This window comes from Thermodesulfobium narugense DSM 14796, assembly GCF_000212395.1.
Taxonomy (GTDB): Bacteria; Thermodesulfobiota; Thermodesulfobiia; order Thermodesulfobiales; family Thermodesulfobiaceae; genus Thermodesulfobium; species Thermodesulfobium narugense.
The window spans coordinates 1-22,557 of record NC_015499.1 but is presented as its reverse complement, the minus strand read 5'-3'; the positions used below and the strand labels follow the sequence as shown (position 1 = coordinate 22,557).

27 protein-coding genes are annotated in these 22,557 nt (G+C 33.4%); all 27 read right to left on the bottom strand.

Annotation, left to right across the window (positions count from 1 at the left end):
* Window positions 1-6 precede the first annotated feature (6 nt).
* Window positions 7-495, bottom strand: coding sequence for a chemotaxis protein CheW (locus THENA_RS00140; RefSeq protein WP_013755409.1), 489 nt, complete (start codon window positions 493-495; stop codon window positions 7-9).
* A 2-nt stretch (window positions 496-497) separates the two neighbouring features.
* Window positions 498-926 carry a DUF6115 domain-containing protein gene (locus THENA_RS00135; protein WP_041437871.1) on the bottom strand — a complete coding sequence of 143 codons (429 nt, stop codon included), beginning with the start codon at window positions 924-926 and terminating at the stop codon, window positions 498-500.
* Between the two features lie 2 nt (window positions 927-928).
* Window positions 929-1,189: a hypothetical protein gene (locus tag THENA_RS00130; protein ID WP_013755407.1), complete on the bottom strand. Its 261-nt coding sequence runs from the start codon at window positions 1,187-1,189 to the stop codon at window positions 929-931.
* Window positions 1,190-1,247: 58 nt separating this feature from the next.
* Window positions 1,248-1,496, bottom strand: a complete 249-nt coding sequence (locus THENA_RS00125) for an EscU/YscU/HrcU family type III secretion system export apparatus switch protein (RefSeq protein ID WP_041437870.1) — start codon at window positions 1,494-1,496, stop codon at window positions 1,248-1,250.
* Between the two features lie 15 nt (window positions 1,497-1,511).
* Window positions 1,512-2,561 (bottom strand): flagellar biosynthesis protein FlhB, encoded by a 1,050-nt coding sequence (gene flhB, locus THENA_RS00120; protein WP_013755406.1) that lies wholly within the window; start codon window positions 2,559-2,561, stop codon window positions 1,512-1,514.
* On the bottom strand, window positions 2,548-3,318 hold the full coding sequence (gene fliR / locus THENA_RS00115; RefSeq protein WP_013755405.1) for a flagellar biosynthetic protein FliR: 771 nt from the start codon (window positions 3,316-3,318) through the stop codon (window positions 2,548-2,550). The genes flhB and fliR overlap by 14 nt, the downstream gene beginning before the upstream one ends.
* Window positions 3,315-3,584 carry a flagellar biosynthetic protein FliQ gene (locus tag THENA_RS00105; RefSeq protein ID WP_013755404.1) on the bottom strand — a complete coding sequence of 90 codons (270 nt, stop codon included), beginning with the start codon at window positions 3,582-3,584 and terminating at the stop codon, window positions 3,315-3,317. The genes fliR and THENA_RS00105 overlap by 4 nt, the downstream gene beginning before the upstream one ends.
* Complete coding sequence (locus tag THENA_RS00100; protein ID WP_013755403.1) at window positions 3,584-4,054, bottom strand: chemotaxis protein CheD; 471 nt, start codon at window positions 4,052-4,054, stop codon at window positions 3,584-3,586. The genes THENA_RS00105 and THENA_RS00100 overlap by 1 nt, the downstream gene beginning before the upstream one ends.
* A gap of 1 nt (window position 4,055) precedes the next feature.
* Window positions 4,056-4,664: a chemotaxis protein CheC gene (locus THENA_RS00095; protein WP_013755402.1), complete on the bottom strand. Its 609-nt coding sequence runs from the start codon at window positions 4,662-4,664 to the stop codon at window positions 4,056-4,058.
* Between the two features lie 9 nt (window positions 4,665-4,673).
* The gene (locus tag THENA_RS00090; protein ID WP_013755401.1) at window positions 4,674-5,456 is read right to left on the bottom strand and encodes a CheR family methyltransferase; all 783 of its coding nucleotides are present in this window, start codon (window positions 5,454-5,456) and stop codon (window positions 4,674-4,676) included.
* 23 nt (window positions 5,457-5,479) lie between these two features.
* The gene (gene cheB / locus THENA_RS00085) at window positions 5,480-6,511 is read right to left on the bottom strand and encodes a chemotaxis-specific protein-glutamate methyltransferase CheB (RefSeq protein WP_013755400.1); all 1,032 of its coding nucleotides are present in this window, start codon (window positions 6,509-6,511) and stop codon (window positions 5,480-5,482) included.
* A gap of 12 nt (window positions 6,512-6,523) precedes the next feature.
* Complete coding sequence (gene fliP, locus THENA_RS00080) at window positions 6,524-7,270, bottom strand: flagellar type III secretion system pore protein FliP (RefSeq protein ID WP_013755399.1); 747 nt, start codon at window positions 7,268-7,270, stop codon at window positions 6,524-6,526.
* A 2-nt stretch (window positions 7,271-7,272) separates the two neighbouring features.
* Window positions 7,273-8,151, bottom strand: coding sequence for a flagellar biosynthetic protein FliO (locus THENA_RS00075; RefSeq protein ID WP_013755398.1), 879 nt, complete (start codon window positions 8,149-8,151; stop codon window positions 7,273-7,275).
* A gap of 1 nt (window position 8,152) precedes the next feature.
* A complete protein-coding gene (locus THENA_RS00070; RefSeq protein WP_013755397.1) occupies window positions 8,153-8,512 on the bottom strand; it encodes a response regulator in 360 nt (119 codons plus the stop codon).
* Between the two features lie 33 nt (window positions 8,513-8,545).
* The gene (locus THENA_RS00065; protein WP_013755396.1) at window positions 8,546-9,025 is read right to left on the bottom strand and encodes a flagellar basal body-associated FliL family protein; all 480 of its coding nucleotides are present in this window, start codon (window positions 9,023-9,025) and stop codon (window positions 8,546-8,548) included.
* Window positions 9,026-9,049: 24 nt separating this feature from the next.
* Window positions 9,050-9,781, bottom strand: a complete 732-nt coding sequence (locus THENA_RS00060; protein ID WP_013755395.1) for an OmpA family protein — start codon at window positions 9,779-9,781, stop codon at window positions 9,050-9,052.
* On the bottom strand, window positions 9,774-10,280 hold the full coding sequence (locus THENA_RS00055) for a MotE family protein (RefSeq protein WP_013755394.1): 507 nt from the start codon (window positions 10,278-10,280) through the stop codon (window positions 9,774-9,776). Before THENA_RS00055 ends, THENA_RS00060 begins: the two co-directional genes overlap by 8 nt.
* Window positions 10,280-11,638 carry a DUF342 domain-containing protein gene (locus tag THENA_RS00050; RefSeq protein WP_013755393.1) on the bottom strand — a complete coding sequence of 453 codons (1,359 nt, stop codon included), beginning with the start codon at window positions 11,636-11,638 and terminating at the stop codon, window positions 10,280-10,282. The genes THENA_RS00055 and THENA_RS00050 overlap by 1 nt, the downstream gene beginning before the upstream one ends.
* Before the next feature lies 1 nt (window position 11,639).
* A complete protein-coding gene (locus tag THENA_RS00045) occupies window positions 11,640-12,311 on the bottom strand; it encodes a sigma-70 family RNA polymerase sigma factor (protein ID WP_013755392.1) in 672 nt (223 codons plus the stop codon).
* A gap of 102 nt (window positions 12,312-12,413) precedes the next feature.
* On the bottom strand, window positions 12,414-13,154 hold the full coding sequence (locus tag THENA_RS00040; protein WP_013755391.1) for a flagellar brake protein: 741 nt from the start codon (window positions 13,152-13,154) through the stop codon (window positions 12,414-12,416).
* Window positions 13,155-14,099 carry a polyprenyl synthetase family protein gene (locus THENA_RS00035; protein ID WP_013755390.1) on the bottom strand — a complete coding sequence of 315 codons (945 nt, stop codon included), beginning with the start codon at window positions 14,097-14,099 and terminating at the stop codon, window positions 13,155-13,157.
* The gene (gene gyrA, locus THENA_RS00030) at window positions 14,096-16,510 is read right to left on the bottom strand and encodes a DNA gyrase subunit A (RefSeq protein ID WP_013755389.1); all 2,415 of its coding nucleotides are present in this window, start codon (window positions 16,508-16,510) and stop codon (window positions 14,096-14,098) included. Before gyrA ends, THENA_RS00035 begins: the two co-directional genes overlap by 4 nt.
* On the bottom strand, window positions 16,503-18,413 hold the full coding sequence (gene gyrB, locus THENA_RS00025) for a DNA topoisomerase (ATP-hydrolyzing) subunit B (RefSeq protein ID WP_041437867.1): 1,911 nt from the start codon (window positions 18,411-18,413) through the stop codon (window positions 16,503-16,505). The genes gyrA and gyrB overlap by 8 nt, the downstream gene beginning before the upstream one ends.
* A complete protein-coding gene (locus tag THENA_RS00020; protein ID WP_013755387.1) occupies window positions 18,406-18,846 on the bottom strand; it encodes a DciA family protein in 441 nt (146 codons plus the stop codon). Before THENA_RS00020 ends, gyrB begins: the two co-directional genes overlap by 8 nt.
* Window positions 18,847-18,854: 8 nt before the next feature.
* Window positions 18,855-19,826 carry a DNA replication/repair protein RecF gene (gene recF / locus THENA_RS00015; protein ID WP_013755386.1) on the bottom strand — a complete coding sequence of 324 codons (972 nt, stop codon included), beginning with the start codon at window positions 19,824-19,826 and terminating at the stop codon, window positions 18,855-18,857.
* A gap of 9 nt (window positions 19,827-19,835) precedes the next feature.
* Window positions 19,836-20,948, bottom strand: coding sequence for a DNA polymerase III subunit beta (gene dnaN, locus THENA_RS00010; protein ID WP_013755385.1), 1,113 nt, complete (start codon window positions 20,946-20,948; stop codon window positions 19,836-19,838).
* A gap of 229 nt (window positions 20,949-21,177) precedes the next feature.
* Complete coding sequence (gene dnaA, locus THENA_RS00005) at window positions 21,178-22,527, bottom strand: chromosomal replication initiator protein DnaA (RefSeq protein WP_041437866.1); 1,350 nt, start codon at window positions 22,525-22,527, stop codon at window positions 21,178-21,180.
* Window positions 22,528-22,557 lie beyond the last annotated feature (30 nt).

Here is a 22,557-nt window from a genome sequence, read left to right as displayed (position 1 = left end):
TTCCTCCTACTTGCCCGCCTCAAGCATCTTTAGTCCTTCTTCTTCCTCACCTTTAAAAATCAAGTTGATGTCTAATAGGACAATTAGCCTTTCGTCAACTTTTGCAACGCCTTTTATGTATTCTGCATCAATTCCTGAAAAAATTGGCGGAGGCGGTTCAAGAGAGTCAGAAGAAAATCTTAGAATCTCTGTAACCAGATCGACAATAAACCCTACTATATTGCCCGAAGTCTCCACAACTATCACTCTAGTATCTTTAGTGCGCTCTGTTTGGCCTAGCTCAAATCTTTTCCTAAGATCAACAATGGGTACAATTTTCCCTCTAAGATTTATAACCCCTTCTACAAAATCAGGTGCCTTTGGTACCCTTGTAATATCTTGAATCTTAATTATTTCTTGAACTGACGAAATCTCAATACCATAAAACTCGTTGGCTAGCTTAAAAACTACAAGTTGGATCTCATAAACATCGCTTGTTAAAGTGTCTTTTTCCAAGGTTAAATGCCCCCTTTAAAGTCTTTTTTAAGTTTTTCCAAATTCAAAATAAGGTCTACCTTTCCTTTTGGAAGGTTAAGTTTCCTAGAAATTTCAATTTCTGACATGCCTTTATAGAAAAGCTCTATTACACTGTAATAATCACCGTTTTGGTCAAGTGGTTTAGGAGAATTGTTCTCAACATCAGCGTCAAAATTAACTCTCTTATTTCCTTCTGCTTTAATATTACTGTTTGTTTCTAGTCTTTTCACGTTATTAAGAGACTCTTTTAACTCAAAAAGTATTTCTCTCATCTCACTTTCTAACTCTAAAATCTCGTTTTCGGACGGTAGCTTTGAGTATATGTTTCTTAACTTTATTTCTCGAGTATAAAGAAAGAAAATAGATATACCCAAAACAACTATTTGAAACAACAAAATCAATAACTCCATCTTTAAATCACCACATTTAGGCCCCTCTTATTTCTACCTTCTTCTCCCTTAGTCTGTCTGTGAGACACCTTTTTTACTGAGGAGGCTCTTTCAGTTTCCTCTGTTTTCTTTACCTTATTTCTATCTTCTTCAAGGATCTTCTGAAATTGAATAGCCATTGACTGTTGCAAAGCGTCAGCCCTCGAACCAGGATTGGCAAGCTGAGCCCTCCCTGATTCAGTGATTTGCATAAGCACTCCCTGCATATCAACAGAGCTAATCATTTCTCTCACCTCGATTATTGATATTTTAAGTATATCATCAAATTAAAATGTATATGACTCATTGGTCAGTGCCCTTTTTACCCTTCAAAAGATATATTCGGGCAATTATTTTTGCCACTGCTTCATATAGTCCTACTGGTATATCGTCACCAACATTAACTTTGTATAGGTCTTTAAGAAGTTTTGGATCCTTTATTTCTGGCACATTATGCATTCTTGCTATATTTATAATTCTTTCAGCAAGTTCATCCTGTCCCTTGGCCACAACTCTAGGAGGTCCCTTTGACTTATCGTATTTTAGAGCCACAACTCTTTTTTTAAATTAAATCACCTTCTTTTTTTTCTTATATACGGTAGCTAAAATGCTTGCAACAGCTTTATAAAATTTTTCGGGAATTTCGAAATTAATTTCTACTTCTTTAAACAATGCTCTTGCAAGAGTTTCATTTCTTACCAGTGGCACGTCATTTTCTTTAGCAATTTGAATAATTTTCTCAGCAACTATTCCCATTCCTTTGGCTACCACCTTTGGAGCCTTAAATTTTTCTGGATCGTAGAATATAGCAACTGCTACGTGAGTGGGGTTAGTTATAATAACGTCAGCTTTTGGCACCTCTTGCATCATTCTTCTTCTTGCCATTTCACTTTGTAATCTCTTTATTCTCGCCTTTATCAAAGGATCTCCCTCTGTTGTTTTGAATTCCTCTTTAAGTTCTTGTTTACTCATTCTAATACTCTTTTCATATTGCCATCTTTGAAAGAGATAGTCAATTAATGCAAAGAAAAACAACACCACCATCGTCTTTACGAGAATTGATGTAACAATTTTTATTACAATTTGAAAACCCTTATGAACATCTATGAAGCTAAGATTTAAGATTTCTGGAAAGGCTTCTAACAAAGAAGAGGTTAGAATATATGCAAGAATCAATATCTTGATTGTAGGCTTTAAAACTTGATCTACAAGTCCTCTAAAGGACAGTAGCCTTTTAAAATATTTTGTTATGTCTAGATTGGAAAATTTTGGTATTAAAACCTGTGGAGTTATCACAAAACCAACTTGTAAAATGTTTGAAAAAAGCGCCATAAAGAGAGCTCCTACTACTGGTGGAATAGTGAGAAGCAAAAATGCCATTATAAAATTATGATAGTGTAAATTTAAATCAAGGCTATCAAAAGAAAAAAAACCTTTCCATACGTTAAACCAGTTATTAAAGCCTATGACTAAAAAAAATTGTAAAACAATGTAGCTTCCAAAAAAAACCAAAATGCTGGACAGCTCCTGAGATTTTGCAACCTGTCCCATTTTTCTAGCTTCCCGCCTTCTTCTATCTGTAGCAGGTTCAGTCCTGTCTCCCTCATCGAAGGGCATTGATTAACTCCATAGAAACGTTGTTCATATAATTGAAGCATTGGTTTATAAATGGCACTGCAAATCCCAAAAATATTATTATTACTACGCTGGTTATTAAGATCTTTAAAGGCAAACCAAGTAATAAGACATTTAGTTGTGGAGCAGTTCTAGCCATTATACCCAGGCTCAAATCTATAAGAAACAAAATTAAAACGACTGGCAAGGCCATCTCTAGACCCGCTGTCATAGTCCAAATCAAAGTGCTCATCAAAAGGTTATAAGATGGCCCAGATTTTATGAATTGGCCAACCGGCAATACATAATAGCTCTCAACAAAAATTTTTAGAAGTATGTAGTGAAAATTTCCAATTAAAAATATCAAAAGCCCCAGTAGAGTAAAGAAATTGCCGTAAACAGATGTTTCTGACCCCATCTGAGGATCATAAAAGGCAGCCATACCCATTCCTGATTGCATATCAAAAAAGCCACCTGCAAATTCGAGTATCCACAAAAAAAGATAAAAAATAAATCCCATAAAAACTCCTATCAAAACCTCAAATATCGAGGAGAAAACAAAGGTTATGGGATTATCAGGAACGGTTATCTTCATATTCATAGTAATAAGCAGTGAAAAGATTAAAATTATTAAAATTTTAACTCTTGCCGGTATAACTTGTGTACTGAAAAACGGAGCAACAGCAAAAAAGCCAGAGAATCTAAGTATTGGCATTAAAGATCTAATTAACATATCCCAAAAAAGGGATATATCAATCATTTTATAATATCGGGAATGCTTTGGTATAGTCGAATTATATAGCTTGTCAAAACGTTTAAGGTAAATGGGCCCAGTAAAAACATGACCACAATAACGGCTAAAAGTTTAGGTACAAACGATATAGTAATATCCTGAAGTTGAGTTGCGGCCTGAAATATACCCAAAAAAAGGCCAATAAATAATGCTACAAGCAAAACCGGAGCTGTTATTAAGAGAAGAACTAACATCGCATTTCTTGAAAGATCTAAAGCAAGCCCCTGACTCATTAGATCTCTACCTCACCTCGCCCTATTGTTTTAACCAAAAACTTTCTCTTCATAACGTCAAAAGTTACTGTCCTGGCAAAGCTTCCTCCTACATCCTTTGAAACTAATGTAATTCCTGCCTCTTTTAGAGAATTTTCCAAGGCTTCTGCGTTTCTCCTCCCTATATCAAGGAGCGACGATTCCGATACGTTAAACATCTTTGCACCACCTGCCATTTTTGAACTAATATCCATACTAGAGCCGTTCTTCCTTAACTGTTCTAAAAGAAAGTTTACTGCAGTATCAGCATATTTAGTGGGCATGTCAGTTTTTCCATTAGAAGATGGAAGCATAACATGTGCCATGGCTGCCATACGTTTTTTGTTATCAATTAAGACAAGACCAATACAAGAACCTAAGCCTCTTGCACAAAGGATATCACCAGCCTGACCAACCGCCCACTCCCCCATTCCACAAAAGTATTCAGCCATATCAAACGCCCATCCCAATCGATTCTAAAAGTTTTAATAAAGAATCAGGCTCGAATAATACAACCAAGACGCCAGCAATTCTAATCCCATAGGCAACCATGCTAGTTTGTATAACCAAGACTCTGTCACCAACTGCAGTCAAAGATATGATTCCATCCAGAAGTGCCCCGGTCATATCCACTGCTACGGCAGGTGGACTTAATTCAAACGTCATTCCAGTAAAGGACGAAAGTGCTGTTATATATGAGCCAGACATGATGTTGCCAATTTCTGAAATTGCAGACATAGTCATCTCGTCGAATTCAAGTTCATCAGGGTTCATGCCCATAAGCATGCCAGCTATGGCCTTTGCACTTTGAATCGGCCAAAGATAAAGAACATGACCCTTTAAATTCCCAGAAATAGCAAGATATACTCCTGCCACTTCCTTTTCCGGACTACCAAATATGCTGGCAGCTTCATTAAAGGTAGCAAGCTTTGCTTCAACAACTTCCATATTTATCTCGGTATTTAAGAAGGTAGAAAGAGCAGTGACAGCATTCCCAGCACCAATATTTCCCAATTCCTTTAAAGCATCCAGGTGGTCAGCCTCAAGCTTTTCGTATCCCATGGAACCTCCTCAGACCTTTCTGTATATAAATGACGAGACATATTCCAGGGAAAATCTTCTTGCATCAAAAACCCGTTCAGTGGCTCCCACAAAAAGAATTCCCCCTACTTTAAGACACTTGCTGAGATTAGCATAAACTTTATCTTTCGCCTCTTCATCAAAATATATTACCACATTTCTACAAAGTACAATATCAAAATCCAACCTTGGCGGCTCTCCTAAAATAAGATCCCCTTTTAAAAAAGTAGTATGTGTCTTAATTTCATCTTTAATCTGGTATTTGTCCTGTGACATCTTATTAAAGTATTTCTCAATTAAATCAGTCCTTGCACTTTTAAAAAAATCCTTTGTATAGATTCCTAGTTTTGCCTTTTCAAGAGCCTCTTCATCAATATCTAAGCCCCAAATGTGATATTTTGTGCCCTTAAAATACTCATTTAGTATGATTGCAACTGTATAAGCCTCTGCTCCAACAGAACAACCAGCACTATAGACTCTCAAAATGTCAGTCTTCTTTGCCAATTCTGGTATATATTTTTTTAACTCGTCAAAAAGTTCAGGATTCCTAAAAAATTCAGAAACGTTTATGGTAAACTTTTTCTTAAATTCTTCTAGAGCCTTGGGAGATGATTTAAGATAGTTCAAATACTCCTTAAAGCTTTTCAACCCCACAAAGCTCATCCATAAAGTTACTCTTCTTCTTACCTGATTTTCTCTATATAAATGCAAAGGAATATTAGTTAATTTAAATATTTCTTCTGTAAACTCTTTATACTCTTTTTGATCGTCCATTACCTGCTCCTGTGAAATTATTATTAATTTTCAACAAATTCCATTATAGCATTAGGCATGTCAGAGAGAGATACTATTCTGTCATGTAAGTTTGCACGAATAATTGAACCTGGCATCCCAAAAACGACACAAGACGATTCGTCTTCAGCATAAACCTTACCACCAAAACTCTTTACGATCTTTGCACCGTTTGTGCCATCAGATCCCATTCCAGTCATTACAACTACCAAGAGTTTTTCTCTAAAAACTGGAGCTAGAGTCTCAAGGGTCATATCTCCTGCAGGCCTTAAACCAAAATATGCCTCTGTTTTATCATCCAGGTATATTGATTTATCGCTCTTTATTCTTAAATGAAAGCCACCTTTTGCTACAACTCCAGTATTTGCAAAAAGAGATTGCCCTTCTTCAGCTTCACTCACAGGAAAGGGACAAATTGTATTAAGACTTTCTGCAAAAACTTTTGTAAAACCAACGGGCATATGCTGAATAATTATTAGAGAGGCATCAAAATTAGAATCTAATTCAGAAACAACCTTTCTAATCTGGGGCGGCGCACCAGTAGAAGCAATTATTGCAACTGCTTTGTTTGCAACTCTTTTTTCTAATTTAACAACTGGTTTTTTAAGAGGTAAACATTCTGGACATGGTTTTACTCTTATTTTTCCCTTTGCTAGATATGCTGCCCTAATCTTTCTTAAGAGATCGTCCCTAACGTTTATTACTCCCAGTGGTGGATTAATCTTCGGCACGTAATCGAACGCACCGTAGTTAAGCGCATCCACAGTAACCTGAGCGCCTTCAGTAGTAGATGAGCTAAGCATAATAAACGGAATTCCACTATTAGCAAATTTTTTTAGAACGTCAAGTCCAGAACCATCTGGCAAGATAACGTCAAGGGTAACTACATCGGGCCTTAGAGAATTTATTCCTTCAATTGCATCTTTAACTTTGCTGGCCTCTCCTACAACCTCTATGTCGCTTTCATCTTGAAACATTCTCTTTAGAATTGACCTAATAACTAGAGAATCTTCTACAATAAATAGTTTTATTTTCAAATTTTATTCCTCCTAAATTGTGAAACTTGCAATTAAGCTTTTGACCAAAAGAGACCAGCCATCTGCTAACACAAACAAAAGTATTTTTAAAGGCAAAGATATCATCACAGGCGGAATCATCATCATGCCCATAGACATCAATATGCTCGCAACTGCGAGATCAATAATAACAAATGGTAAATATATTACTATACCAATTATAAACGAAGTTTTTAACTCGCTTAATACAAAAGCGCTAATAACAACAGTTGGAGCAATCTCGTTTACAGAATTTGGTCTTGGAGTTCTAGAGAGTTCAATCATCAAAGATAGGTCGCTTTTCCTGGTATTGTGTAGCATAAAATCTCTAAGAGGAATGTAACCTCTTTCAATTGCATCCTGAAAAGTGATCTGCCCTTTTTGGTATGGAGTATAAGCGTCTTGCTCAATTTTTTGAATTATTGGTGTCATAATAAAAAGAGTTAAAAACAAAGACAGTCCAATTATAATCTGTCCGGGAATTATCTGCTGAATGCCTAAGGCGTTTCTTAGAAAACCAAATACTATTACCAGCCTCAAAAAGGAGGTAGTCATTAAAAGGAGCAAAGGTGCAAAGGCAAGAATAGTTAAAATGAATAAAACTTTAAGAGAATTCGCTATATCGTTTGGAGAACCAGCGCCTAGGTCAATATTTATATTTGGAGCAGCATTAGAAATATTATTGAAGTTAAATATTATTAATAAAGCAATAAAAAAGATAAATATTAAACTCTTCTTCACTGTCAGCTTTTATTTAATTGTTTTACTTCTTGTCTAAACCTTCTTAATACGTCTAAAAAGCTACTTTTTACCAGCTTTTTATCAGAATTTTCTTTTTCAGGGAATATACCTATAGTGTCAAATTCTCTCAATAGTCTTATTTCACCATCTTTGGATACAGAAAGAAGAAGATATTTATCCATAACTTCAACTATAAAGAGTTCTGAGTATGAAAGTCTTATTCTGTCTACAACGCGAACAAAGCCATTTGAAGACCTGGGTGTTGAATAATCGACCTTAAGCTTACTCCTAAGTTTCCTAACAATTAATAACGGGACAAGAACTAACAAAATTAAAAATACAAAAAACCTTATAAGATAGCCCATTATATCAGGATTCTCTGAACCTGGTTGAACTTTTTCTGAAGTATTTGGTAAAAATAAAGAAGATTCATTTGAATTTGAATTGTTATTTTCGGTTCCTGAAATTATTGGAGTTTTGATATCCATATTGCTTTGATACGCGCTACCATCGGCGCTGCTATTTACTGAGGTTTTGGAAATTTGATTAACATAATGTGGATCGTAGTTTTGAAGACTCTTTGTTTCAAAACTTTGATTTAAAGTTGGGTTCTTACTAGTTTCTGTTTCTATAGCAGGAGTTTTGCTATGTGTTTTATTGTCCTTTGTTGATAAATCATTGCTTTGATTTACTTTGGTATTTAAAACATATACGTCCTTTGGATTTTTATCTTCAAATTTAATATAGGGTGAGGTTCCACGCTCATTGAAAAAGGAAGGAAGCGGTCCTTCAATATCCTTTTGAGCTGCAAAAGAACAAAAGTTAAAGGAAAAAGTTAGTAATAGAATTAATAGAAAGATATTAACTAAACGTACTTTCAACTTAGGAAAGTGCCTTTCTTACAGCCTCCAATACTCTGTCAGGTTGAAATGGTTTAACGACAAAATCCCTTGCTCCTGCTTGTATAGCTTCAATTACTATAGCCTGCTGGCCCATTGCAGAAACCATAATAATTTTGGCATTTGGGTCAAATGCCTTAATTTCTTTAAGTGCCCATAGGCCATCCCTTTCGGGCATAGTAATGTCTAACAAAGTCAAATCTGGTTTAAGCTCTTTATATTTTTCCAGAGCTTCTAAACCATTTGTTCCTTCTCCAACTACTTCATGTCCATTTTTTGTCAAAATATCCTTTAACATTTTTCTCATGAAAGTAGCATCATCAGTAATTAATATCTTTGCCATAACTGCCCCCTATCATAAGTTTTAGGTAAAATATTATTGCATAACAAGATTGGTAAAGTAAACATCTTTTACAATATCGCGACCTACAATCTGGTTAAATTTTTGAAATAACATCTGTCTAAGCCTTTCTTTCCCTTGTGAAGTAATCAAGTCCTGATATGTCTGGCTCGACAATATAATTATAGCAGCATTTCTTAATTCTGGAGTTAAGGCGTCCAAAATTGGTTTGGCTTTTGGTTCTAAAACAACCTTTTTTCCTTCTGCTGCCTGTGCCTCACTCTTAAGAGGTATTTCTTCGTTTAGTTCAAGAACGATACTCGCCTTTAAAAATCTACCATCTCTGGTATTAACTACAAACTCTTGTAAGGGATAGGTAAAAAATATTGGTTCATGTTTTTCTTTTGGTGCAGGCTTTGGCATCAACATATTTGCCACATAAAAGCCAATTCCTCCACCTAAAACTACAAGAACCACTAAAATAATCAGCATCTTTTTATTTGAAAATAACTTCATATATTCCTCCTAATTGTCAATTTTTTATTTCTTTGTTATTAGGATATCAATTCTCCTATTTTTTTGTCTACCTTGAGGAGTATCATTTGAGGCTACAGGTCTGGTATCGGCATAACCTGCTATAACCAGCCGTGAGGGAGATATCCCCTGTTCTATAAAATACTTCGCCACTGAAGCGGCCCTTGCAGCAGAAAGCTCCCAGTTTGATGGAAATTCTACTGTGTGTATAGGAACGTTATCAGTGTGCCCCTCCACATACACCTCGTTGTCAATCTTTTTTAAAACTGCTGCAATCTTTGTTAAAAGTGGGAAGGCATCAGGTTTAAGGTTTGCCTTTCCGGAATCAAACAAAATCTTGTCAGTTAAGATAGAGATCAAATATCCTCTTTCAGTTTGAATAACCGAAAACTGATTAGGATTTAAAGACTGTCTCAAGATCTCTGCAATTTTTAACGAGGCCTCCTGTGCCTTCAAGGCTGAGTCTGGAACTACAGGAGCGCTTTGTGTGGTTGAACCTGGCTCTCCTATGACAGAAGAACCTCTATCAAGAATAGTATAGCCTCCAAATGCCTCTCTCAGAGCCTGTGCGGTTGCAGCAAATTTGGAAGCGTTTATTGTAGCCATAGAAAAGAGTAGAATAAAAAAGGCCATCAGAAGGGTAATCATATCTGAGTAAGTCAAAAGCCATCTCATGCCACCTGCGCTATCATGACCTGCTCCTCCGCCTCCTTCGGAACCTTTCTTTTTTTTAGCCACCGGATGACGCTCCCATCATATTTAGAAGTTTTGTAGCCTTTTTTGGATCGCTTGATGTTAATTCAGAAAGTATATCTGAAGCTTCTTTGTTGTTCATATAGCTTAAAATTTTTGCTGCCAGAGAAATGTCCATATTGTCTATTATCTTGGCAGCATCTGATGGATCCATATTCGAAAGCACTTTTGCCTCCCTTTGTAATTTTAGTTCTTCCTGTTGCTTTGCCTTTTCTGCAGCAGTTTGAATAATATTCTTTTGATTTTGATTAATTGAAGAGCTGTTGTTATTGATATTTTGCGATTGTTCAGTTTTGGATTGATTTTGTGGCAAAAGAGTTGATTTTTCAGAGCTTTGATTTTGCACAATATCAGGGCTAGATTGGTTTTTTTCAGATTTTTGTGAAGGCAAAAAAGGGAATTTAACAGTCCCGCTAAAATAAAGCCCTGCAGCTGTTCCTACTATAACAATTATTAAAAAGCCTAAAATCATTAACCACTTCATCAGTAGAATTTTAATTCTCCTTCTTCAATTCTAACATTAGCACCTCTTATTTCTTCAGTAATCTCTTGAGATATGTCTGCAATTGTTACAATAACGCCTGGGTATATTATATCCGAAATTATCCTTCCGCCCTTTCTCTCCTCTTTTGTTTTAATTATTTCATCTTTAACCTTTTTTAGAGATTCGACTTGATTAATATAGCTTTCTATTGTTTTTTGGACATTTTCTAGAGCTTCAGCTTGAGACTGAGGAAACTTATCCTTTTGTTTTTTCTTTAAATAAAGAAATTTCTCTTCCAATTCTCTGGCCTTTTTAATTTGAGCCTCAATAGATTTTATTCTATTTACAATGCCCTCGAGCTTTTCTCTTAAACCGGGGACTACTCCTGCGCTTACTAGAGTTTTTGTATGTTTATAAGAGCCAATAACCCTGGCTCTAATTTCTATGCCAGCTTCTACGCTGCCACCAGTTATTTGAGAATTTCTGCCCTGCATAAGAACTTTGCCACCAGCAGTAATTTTAGAAAAAAAGGCTTCAGATTCTACTAAGACGTCTTCACCTGCAAAAACCTTGCCATTGTGAATAAACCTTATATTAACAGACTTGCCAGCCTGAATAAAGCCGTTTGTTCCACCCTCAAAACCAGTTCTTATTATTACGTTTCCCTTTGCTTTAATAACAGCTTCTTCAACTATTCCAGATATTATGACATCTCCGTCTGCTTCTACAGAAAAACCCGACAAAACGCTGCCTCTTATATTAACAGAGCCTTTAAACACGATGTTTCCCGTTGCAAAATCTATATCCTTGTCTATATCAAGCGTTTGTAAGACTACAACTTTTCCCTCAATAAGCCTTGGGGTACCCGCAACTTCTGCGAATATTGAAAGCCCATCCTCAGATAATTTCGCTCCCTTTCCTGCCACAAACTTAGGATTAAAGGGTTTCTTTGGCATCAAAATTTTCCCTGTAACGTCGTGACCGGGTTTCCCTTCTACTGGAGGAGTCTTTGTGGCAAGAAGATCTCCCTCTTTTACGTTAAAGACAAATCCTAAATCAAAATAATCGACATTCCCACTTTTGTCTTCTTTTGGCTTTATTTCAGCTTTCAAAGGAAAATTGTATTCAACTTTGCCGTCTATAGGTTCAGTTGGACTCTCTCCTCTAGCAATTGTAACAATAGATCCAGGATTGTTTACGGCTTGCTGTAGAGCCTTTTCATCTATACCAAAATTTATTCCCCCCTTTGCGAGATATTGTTTTAACTCCTCAATGCTTGGCAAACTTTCCCCCTCTTGAGGTCTGATACATATTGTAGCAAGCATTTTGTCAACAGAAAGATCTAAATCTATATTCAATTCATGCGTCCCCCTCTAGTTGAGATTTCAACTTTATTAGAGCTTTACCGTGGATTTGAGATACCCTTGAAACTGATATATTTAAAATTTTTGCAATTTCATCCAAAGACAGGTCTTCATAGTAATATAAATCTATCACTTGCTTTTCTCTTTCCTCAAGCTTTTCAATAGCCATTGACAGGTCAATATAAGACTTTTCAGAATCTGAAAAGTCACTTTGAAAAGTTGAGAGCGCATCTATTTCAGCATACCAATTTAACAACTCTTCTTTAGTAATATTTAGATAATCAGCAACATCTTTGTCGCTTGGGTCTTTGCCAAGCGACGACTTCAATTCGTTAATTGCTCTATCTATTTTCTTTACCTTAGAACGAGTTCCCCTTTTTAGTGGGTCGATTTGTCTTAAGCCGTCAAGAATTGCGCCTCTAATTCTATGGGTAGCAAAGGTCTCAAATTTAAGATTTCGAGATTCTTCAAATCTTTCAATTGAAGTGAGGAGTCCAAAAATTCCATAGTTCAAAAGCTCTTCAAATTCAACCTTGCCCTGTATGGTTGTGTATATTTTTGCAGCAATTCTTTTTACTAAAGGCAAATAGTTAAGGGCAAGAAGATTCCGGTTTTCCTGAGTTGAGTTGTTTCTATATTTTATCCAGAGAGCTTTTTCATCTACCATCTTTTACTCTCAAAAAATAAAAATAGAATCAAATAGTTCACCTTATCCTTTCAAAGCTTCTACTAAATATTTAGTTTATCAAATAACCCCTTAATTTTAAAATTACTCATCAAACTCTATGCCCTTTTGTTTCATCTCCCTTTGCTTAGCAAAAAGAAATCTGATTATAGAATCTTGGACTCCTCGAGGTATATTATCAAAATAAAAGGCAATAAAGCCAATTTTTGATTCTTCGTCGGTATATGAACTAACAAACTTTATTCTTTGGTATATCTTTTTTCTTTTGTCAATTTCAAACTCGATAAAGGTCTGATACTCTTCTTTTATTAATTTTAAAATTTCGCTGTAATCGGTTAATTTAACTGCAACCTTTACTCCACCCCCAGACAAGTCTTTTGTTTTTCCTTTGAAATTAAGAGAATCTTTTTCTTGAGCGTTTTTTTTAACCTTTATAGTTACATCTAAAACTACAGGTAGTCTGAAAAATTTTCTTCTCTCAATTTTTTTAACTTCTCTTGCAGCCTTTAGTGCAAACAAAAAGAGATTTGTATTAGGTTCCTTTCTTCTTTCTAAAACTAAACTTTGAAATTGATAAATTAATTTTCCCTTTTTAACGTTCACCAGGATTAAATCTTGTGGAGCGAGAATAAGAGGAAATCCTTTGTTCATTGGTGTTTCTATCCATAACACTTCATCGTCATCCAAAAAAGAGATTAGAGAGCCATAAGGTCCATCAAGTTCTTCTTTACCAACAGATCTAAGTACCAAAAAAACGTCAATTTTAGTTCCAGATTTGTAAAACTCTTTTAAATTATTAACTTTTTCTATTATTTCTTCAGGCAATTAAGATACTCTCTCTTCAAGCATTTTGACATAATCCATAAGAGTTTTTGCATATATATTATTAATTTTTAACTCTTTTAGACACTCAATTGCTTTATTTGAATAATATTTTGCTAAATCAACGCTTTCTTTTAGAACGTTGTCGTTTTTTACCATCTCGATAATTTTATTTATTCCATCTTCAAACTTTTTTTCAAGAAGCTTTTCTACTTCCCTACTTTTTTTAGAAAGAAGTAAAACTGGAAGAGTAACAACTCCCGATCTTAAATCTGAACCTGGAACTTTGCCTAGTTTTTTTACCTCTCCAGTAAAATCTAATATATCATCTATTATTTGAAAAGCTATACCTAAATTTAATCCGAATTCAGCAAAGATATTTCTCTTGTCGAGTACATCGATACTTCCAAGAAAGGCAGAAGAACTAATAAGTCTTGCAGTTTTGTTGGTACATCTTATAATATATCTTTCAATAGAAACAATCTTAAAAAGGTCTTCTTGTTGCATTACCTCTCCTTCAGCCATACGCATAATAACTTCTGCCATAAGCCTTACAGGTTCTTTATTTTCTAGTAAAGAAAGAAAGTGAGTTATTTTTGCTAAAATAAAGTCTCCTGAAAGGATGGCCACTTTAAAGCCGTATTTACCATTTACGCTGAGGATCCCCCTTCTTACATTAGATTCATCGATTACGTCGTCGTGTATAAGTGTGGCAAGATGAATGCCTTCAACAACAGCAGCATACTTTATAACCTTTTCTATATCCTGATTAACGCAAAGGGCACTTAAGAATACCAGCGTTGGCCTAATTCTTTTTCCACCTGCTTCTAATAAATGCAAAGAAGCGTTTCTTAAAGTTTCTACTTCTGTTTCTAATATCCTTGCAAGTTCTATTTCTGATAACTTTATGTGAGATTTTAGTTCTAACCCAATTGTTGAAATATTCATAGGTTGTCTTCTATTAGATCAGTATTTGGTCTAACTATAGTAGCATCTAAAACACTATCCGCTTTATCTAACTTCTGAAGTTTTATTCCTTTTGCATTTCTGGATAGTTGTTTTACAGAATCAATATCTATTCTAATAACTTTGCCTTTTTCTGTATATATTATGAGATCCATCCCCTCTTTGTAGTTCAAAATAGTTGCAAGTTTATTCTTTGATACCCTAACTCCTTTTGTTCCCCTTTTGTGACTGGTAAAGTTATCGCTACTAACCTTTTTACCATTTCCATTCTTGTCTATCACTATAAAGTATTTTGAATCAGGAACAATTCCTAGAAGTTTGTCGTCTTTTGATAATCTCATACCAATAACGCCGTGTGAATTATTCCCCATGTTCCTCAAATCTTTAAGATTCGCCAAAGTGGCAAAGCCATTACTAGAATAAAGCAAAAATTTTTCTTCACAAACCATACAAGCCCCAACAACAGACTCTGAATCGTTAAGTTTTATTGCAATTACTCCATTTCTTCTTTTAGAAACAATATTTTCAAGCTTAATCTTCTTCAAATAACCCATAGATGTAGCAAGTATTATGTCTTTTTTTATCTCTTCTTCCTTAATTTGAACCATAAAGGTTATTTTTTCATCTTCTGAAAGAGGCAAAATATTTGCTATACCTGTACCCCTTGAAGTTCTCGAAAATTCTGGGATACTAAACGCAAGAAGGGTATACGCTCTTCCTTTAGACGATATAAACAGTATTCTATCTTTGTTTGACAAAACTATAGATGTTTGGATTCTATCTTGAATTGCACTGCTCTTTTGGATGCCGTCAATACCTTTTCCACCTTTGTTTTGTCTTTCAAAAACATCCTTTTTCATTCTTTTTATAAAACCTAATTTGCTTATTGTAACTATAACTTCACCTTCAGGTATATCTTCTTCAAGGATATCTTCCTCTTCAAAGTCCAAAGAGATTTCAGTTCTTCTCTTGTCTGCAAAATTAGACTTTATTTCGACTAGTTCATTTTCTAAGATTTCTAAAAATTTTCCCTCATCGTTTAATGCAAATTCAGTTTCCTTAATCTCTAACAGGGTTTTTTCAAGGTCTTTAAGAATTTTTTCTCTTTCCAAAGAAGTTAACCTTTGTAATCTAAGATCCAGAATACCCTGTGCGCCCTCTTCTGAGATTTGAAGAAATTCACAGAGTCTCTTTTTAGCTTCCGCTGGATTAAGCGACCTTTTTATAATCTCTATAACTTGATCAATCTTTTCCAATGCCTTAGACAGTGCATCAAGTAGTACTAATCTCTTTTTCAAATCTTCTAAAATCTTTTCTAATCTCTTTCTCTGAATATCCTTTCTAAAGGTAAGAAAGTGTAACAACACATCCTTTACAGGTAATACCTTTGGAACTCCTGCTACTAATGAGAGCATTATTACGCCGAACGTTATTTGCATTGTAGTATGTTTATATAATTTTTTTACAATTTTTTCTGAATTTGCTCCTTTTTTGAGATCTAAGACAATTCTTATCCCTTCTCTCCCCGATTCGTCTCTTATTTCTGAAACTCCATCTAATCTCTTTTCTTTTATAAGTTGGTCTATTTTTTCTACTAAGATAGCCTTATTCACAGAGTATGGTATTTCACTTATAACTAACTTGTTAGTTTTAGAACCCATTTCTATTTTATGTCTTCCTCTTAAAATAATCTTTCCTTTCCCAGTTAAAAAGTATTCTTTGATGCCATTTTTTCCTACTATTATTCCACCTGTAGGAAAATCTGGTCCTGTCAGCACTTTTAACAACTCTTCTTCAGAAACTTGAGGGTTTTTTAAGATTAAAAGAAGGGCGTCAATTAGTTCTCCTAGATTATGCGGCGGGATAGAGGTAGCCATACCTACAGCTATTCCTGAAGCTCCGTTTGCTAATAACTGAGGGAATTTTGCAGGTAAAACCTCTGGTTCTTTCAATGAACCGTCAAAGTTGTCCTGCATTGGAACAATGTTGAAGCCCATTTCTGAAATAAGGGTATTTGAAATTTTTGCAAGTCTTGCCTCAGTGTATCTCATAGCCGCTGCATTGTCACCGTCTAAAGATCCAAAATTGCCATGACCATCAATTAAAGGATATCTATATGTAAAATCCTGAGCCATCCTTACAAGCGCATCGTATACAGCTGTATCTCCATGAGGATGAAATTTTCCTAAAACTTCACCAACCACCCTTGCACACTTTTTATGAGGCTTATCGTATGTCATACCCATTTCGCTCATTGCATAAATAATTCTTCTTTGGACAGGCTTTAGGCCATCTCTTATATCCGGGATTGCCCTACCAATTATTACGCTCATTGCGTAATCTAAATAAGAATCTTTTACCTCTTCTTCTACAATTCTCATAATTTCAGACATCTAAGTTTTTTACCTCCCGAGCATATCTTTCAATGAACGCTTTCCTGTACTCTACGTTATCTCCCATAAGAATCTCAAAAATTCTATTAGCTTCGCTTGCGTCTTCTATACATACCTTTAAGATCGTTCTCTTTTCAGGATTCATTGCAACGTCCCACAGTTGTGATGGGGTCATTTCACCCAATCCTTTGAATCTTTGAATTGAATCCGGACTTTTTATCTCAGAGAGTATATCGTTTAGTTCTTCATCATTCATAGCATATCTTCTCTCTTTTCCTTTTCTAATCATATAAAGAGGTGGCTGAGCTATAAATACTTTTCCAGTTTCAATTAATGGTCTGAAATATCTAAAAAAAAGCGTTAGGAGAAGCGTTCTAATGTGTGAACCATCAACGTCCGCATCGGTCATAATTATAATTTTATGAAATCTAAGATTTTTAATCCAATCAGATACAGGTTTATCTTCTTCATAAAAGGATAAACCAATTGAAGCAGCAAGGGCCTTTATTTCTTGGTTTGCTAAAATCTTATCTATATTAGCTTTTTCAACATTTAATATTTTGCCTCTTAGTGGAAGGATAGCTTGAAATCTTCTATCCCTTCCCTGTTTTGCAGACCCGCCTGCACTGTCACCTTCCACAATAAACAGTTCACATTCTTCTGGTTTTTTTGAAGAACACAACGCCAATTTTCCAGGCAAGGAAATACTTGAGGTAAAGTCGTGTTTTTTTCTTACCATATCTCTAGCTTTTTTTGCAGCTTCTCTAGCTTCCTTTGCAGCTAGAGATGATTTTATTATCATATTGGCTACTTCCGGTTTTGATTCTAATTCTATTATGAATTTTTCCATAAGCTTCTCTACTGCATTTTTAGCCTCTAAAGAAGAAAGTTTGGTTTTTGTTTGACCTTCAAATAATGGTTCTTTTAATTTTACTGAAATTACTGCTGTTAGTCCGCTTCTAATATCCTCTCCTTGAAAGTTTTCATCTTCTTTGAGAATCTTTTTATCCTTTGCATATTGATTAGTTAATTTTGTTAGAGAATTTTTGAATGCAGTTAAATGCGATCCTCCTTCTTTAGTAGCAATGTTATTTGCAAAACAAATTATATTTTCATAGGTTGAATCAACGTGTTGGAGTGCTATATCGACGTAAACCTCTTCATATTCGCCCTGGATAACTATAGGTGGGGAATATAAAGGTTTTGAATTTTTGTTTAAATATTCAACGAAACCCAATATACCTTTTTCATCATAAAAGGTTTCTTTTTCACCAATTCTTTCGTCAGAAAATACTATTTCTAGACCTGGATTTAAAAATGCAATTTCTTGAAATCTTGCCTTTAGTTCGTCTGTATCCCAGGTTATGTCTTTAAAAATTTCCTTATCTGGTAAGAATTTTATTTTTGTTCCGTGTTTATCACTTTCACCTATTATTTTAATTTCTGATACAGGATTACCTCGGGAGAATTCCTGTGTAAAAATTTTTCCGTCTCTATATACAGTTGCAATGAACCTTTCTGATAGAGCATTTACCACTGATACTCCAACTCCGTGTAATCCACCAGATACTTTATAGACCTTATCATTGAATTTTCCACCAGCATGAAGTGTAGTTAGTACTAGTTCAAGAGCGTTTTTGTTTGTTTGTTCGTGTATGTCTGTTGGTATTCCTCTACCGTCATCTTCTATAGTTACATAATTTGATTTATGGATTGTTACAGATATTTTTTTGCAATATCCTGCCATAAATTCGTCTACAGAGTTATCTACTACTTCATATACTAAGTGTAATAGACCTTTGATCCCAATTGAACCAATATACATTCCTGGTCTTTTTCTTACTGCTTCCATTCCCTCCAGAACTACGATATCCTTTGAAGTATATTTCATAAGTTTATTCATCTCCTTTGTTGCCTTTATTTTCTTTTATTTTTAGTGTTTTATATATATTTAATACTTTTTTTCTAATGTTTTCATCCTTTATCTCTATAAAAAAATCGGGATAGTTTATATTAACAGCTTGTCTTTTTTCCTTTTCTTTTACCTCTTCCTCCTCGTTTGTTTCAAAATTTGAAGTTTTAAATTTTAAATTTTCTATAGCTATGTTTAATTTTTTTTTAACTCTATCTATAATTATATTTGAATAAAGTGAAATCTCTCTACTTATTATAGGGTGAGTTGTAGAAATAACAAGAGTTTTATTTGATAGCTTTATTGGTTTAGATATCTTTGATAACTTTAAACCTACTATTTCGTGCCAATTTTTTTCTATAATAAAACACTGCCTTAAATTTTTTGGTATTTGATTTAAAATTATGGAATCTATTTTATCCATGAATCTAATTATAAAAAAATCTTATCAAAATTTTCTAGATCCAATTCGGATGTGGATGTGACAATAACATAACCATCTATTTTCTGGAGCCATTTTAAAAGTATATCTAAATTTGCCTTATCTAGAAAAGAGTTAATTTCATCAAATAGTGAAACACAATTATGTTCTTTAAAAATACTTATTTTTGCAAGGTGTAGTGCTAGTGAAAATTTTTTAATTTCACCGGTAGATAAAAAGGATGAATCTATATTTCTAATTTTTACTGAAAAGTTATCTCTAGAAGGGTTTATTATGTTTCTTTTGGTTTTAGCTTCAATAATTTCTTTATTTTTTATTTCTTTTGATTCTAAACTTTTATAAAACTTTATTTGTATACTTTCTTCTTTAAGGAGTTTTTTAGTATTTAAGATTACGTTATTCAAAACTTCTTCTCTTAAATTTGATATTTCTTGTGATAATTGTGTTAACTTTATATCATAGCTTTTAATAAGTTCTTTGTCTGTTTTGTTTTTTAAGACGTAGTTTTTTTGTGTGTTTAAAATTTTGAGATCTTTATAAAGTTTGATCTTCTCTGGATTTATGTTAATTATAATTTCATCGAGAAATTTTCTTTTGTTTTTTGGTTCTTGTGATAAAAGTAAAGAATCAAATAGATTTATATAAAAGACTTTAAAATATTGCCACAACTTTATACTTGAATTTAATTTTTTGTCATTTATTTTTAAAATTTTATTTTTGTTATTCATCATAATTTCTATTCTTTTTCCATAAACAGTGTTTCTTATAAGCGCGCTTTCTCTTGAGAATTGTATTAGATTTTGGTTTGGTATGTTATTTTTTGTTTTTCCTCTAAGAGTTAAGTATATTGCTTCAAGAAGATTTGTTTTTCCAGATGCATTCTCTCCTATAATCAGGTTTTTTTTACTAAGATTAAAAGTATTATGTTCAAAGTTTCTGAAATGATGTATTTCTAATATCATTCTTAATTTTTATCTTTCTGGTCTTGCAGGTAAAGTTATATAAGTTGTATTTATATTATTTTCAAGAGTTATTGGTTTATTTTCGTCCTTGTATGTAAATAATACTTCCTCTTCGTCAAATATTTTGAGTCCGTCAATTAGATATGATGATTTGAAAAGAAATTCTATGTCTTTAACTTCTTCTACGGATTTTATTAATGTTTTCGTTTTTATTCTTGAATCTGATGATTGGATGTTTAGTGTGTTGTCTTTTAGGGATATCTTTACTATTTCAGACTGTGATGAAGTAAATATCAGTTTTTTTATAAAATCTTCTCTGTTAATATAGAATTTGTATTTATTGTCACTTGGGATGGCTTTCTCATAGTTTGGATATTCATAGTTTAGCTTTTTTACTGAGAGCATTTTTTCATGTGTAGATAAAACCCAGTGTGTTTGTGTTTGATATGATATAGGAACTGTAGCGTCGAATTTTATAACTTCTTGTGCACATTTTTTTGATATTGTAAAATTCATATCTATCTCTTCGTCTAAATTTATTTTGAATATTGCTAGTCTGAAGCCGTCTGTAGCTGCTATAGTGAGAGTTTTTTCTTTTGTTTTAAAATTAACTCCGCTCATTTTTGAGTCTGAACTCTGTGAACTTGAACTTATGACTTTTTCAATAGCCTGTTTTATTAAATTAAAGTTAATTGATTTAGGTTGTGCTTTTGAAGTGTCTATTGGGTCTGGAAAGTTTGGATCTTGTTTTAGCGGTATTGTTGCCGATAAGTCTTCTCCTTCTATTATGAGTTTTTCGTTTTGAAATTCAAAGTTTATTTTTTCGTTTGGATAATTTTTTATTAGATTTGATAGTTCATTTGATTCAATGAGTATTGGATCTATCTTTATTTCTTGTTCCGTTTCAAAAAAATAGGTTATTTCTACTTCTAGATCTGTTGATCTAAATATTATATGTTTATCTTGTGCTGAGATTTGGATATTTCTTAGTATTTCTACAGGATGTTTTTTTATGTTTTTTGAAAGATCTTGAATTATCTTATTTAATTCTTTTGTTTGCAATTCGAGTCTTATTTTTTCTTGGTTTTCTTGGTTATTAACATTGTCTTTAATTTCTCTCATTATCTAACTCCTTTTTAAGTAATAATAATAGTTCTTGTGGATATGTTGATAACTTATTTTTTTCGCATAGTAAAGCGATTTTAATTGTTAAAAACTTGTTTATTAATTATTTAATATGTGGATAATTTTTATTGATCTTGAAGTTATTAACCTTTTATTAACATTTATCCACATAATATTAACAAGTTATCCACAAGTTATCAACATTTGTTGATAAGTAAAGCTTTTTTCAAACTGATTTTAAAAAAGATCTTATTTGTTCTATTATTCTTTTTAAAGTTTGATCTTTATTAATATCTTCTTTTATTCTTTCATATGCGTGTATTACTGTTGAATGATCTCTACCGAAATATTCGCCTATTTGTGGAAGTGAATTTTTTGTCATTTCTCTACATAGATACATTGCAATCTGTCTTGCGTTTGCCTGATGACTTTTTCTTCCTCTACTCTTTAAATCTTCTAATTTGATTTGCATTACTTTTGATACTGCTATGGCAATTTCATCCATGGTTGGTAAATTGTTTAATTTGTTATCCTCTATATTCTTAAGAGCTTCTTGGGCATGTTTTATAGTTATTCTTGATTCTTGATTAATGGAGCAAAGTGCCATAGATTTTGTAAGCACGCCTTCTAATTCTCTTATGTTTGAAGCGACTTTTTCAGCGATTAATACTAAGGCTTCTGGATCTATATCGATATTTTCAATTTCAGCTTTTTTTTGCAATATTGCGATCCTAGTTTCTAAATCTGGAGGCTGTATATCTGCAATTAACCCCATTTCAAATCTTGTTCTTAATCTTTCTTCTAAGGTTCTAATTTCTTTTGGAGGTCTATCAGATGATAAGACTATTTGTTTGCCTGATTCGTATAAAGTATTAAAGGTGTGGAAAAACTCTTCTTGAGTTCTTTCCTTTCCGGCTATGAATTGTATGTCATCTACTAGTAGTATGTCTATGTTTCTATAATGTTCTTGAAATGAATTGATCTTATCGTCTTTTATAGCGTTTATGAACTCGTTAGTGAATTTTTCACTTGTTATATATAAGATATATAAATTTGGTTTTTTACTTCTTATTGTTGTAGCAATTGCTTGAAGTAGGTGTGTTTTTCCTAGTCCTGCACCCCCATAAATAAAGAGTGGATTATAAGCTTTTCCAGGATTGTCAGCTACTGCAAGAGAAGCAGCGTGTGCCATTCTATTTCCAGGGCCAACCACAAAAGTTTCAAATGTATATTTTGATAAAAAACCTTTTTGTTCATTTTTTTCAACTTTATTATTGTTTTCTAAATATTCTTCCTGACTTAGATTACCTATGGATTCATCTACTTCTAAGCTTAATTTTAGATTTTCTCCTTCTAATATGTCTTCAATTATATTTTTTAATTTGCCGGATTTCTGTTCTATATAAGTTTTTATAAATTCATTAGGTACAATTAATGTTAATTTATTGTCTTCTTTATTTATTATTGCTCTAGAAGGTTTTAAGAAAGCTTCTACTGTAGGTTTTCCCATTTTTTCTTCTACTACATCTAAAATTTCCTGCCAAATATTATTCACGTCACCTAACCCTCTCGTTATCTTTTACCTCTTTTAAAATTTGTAGATATA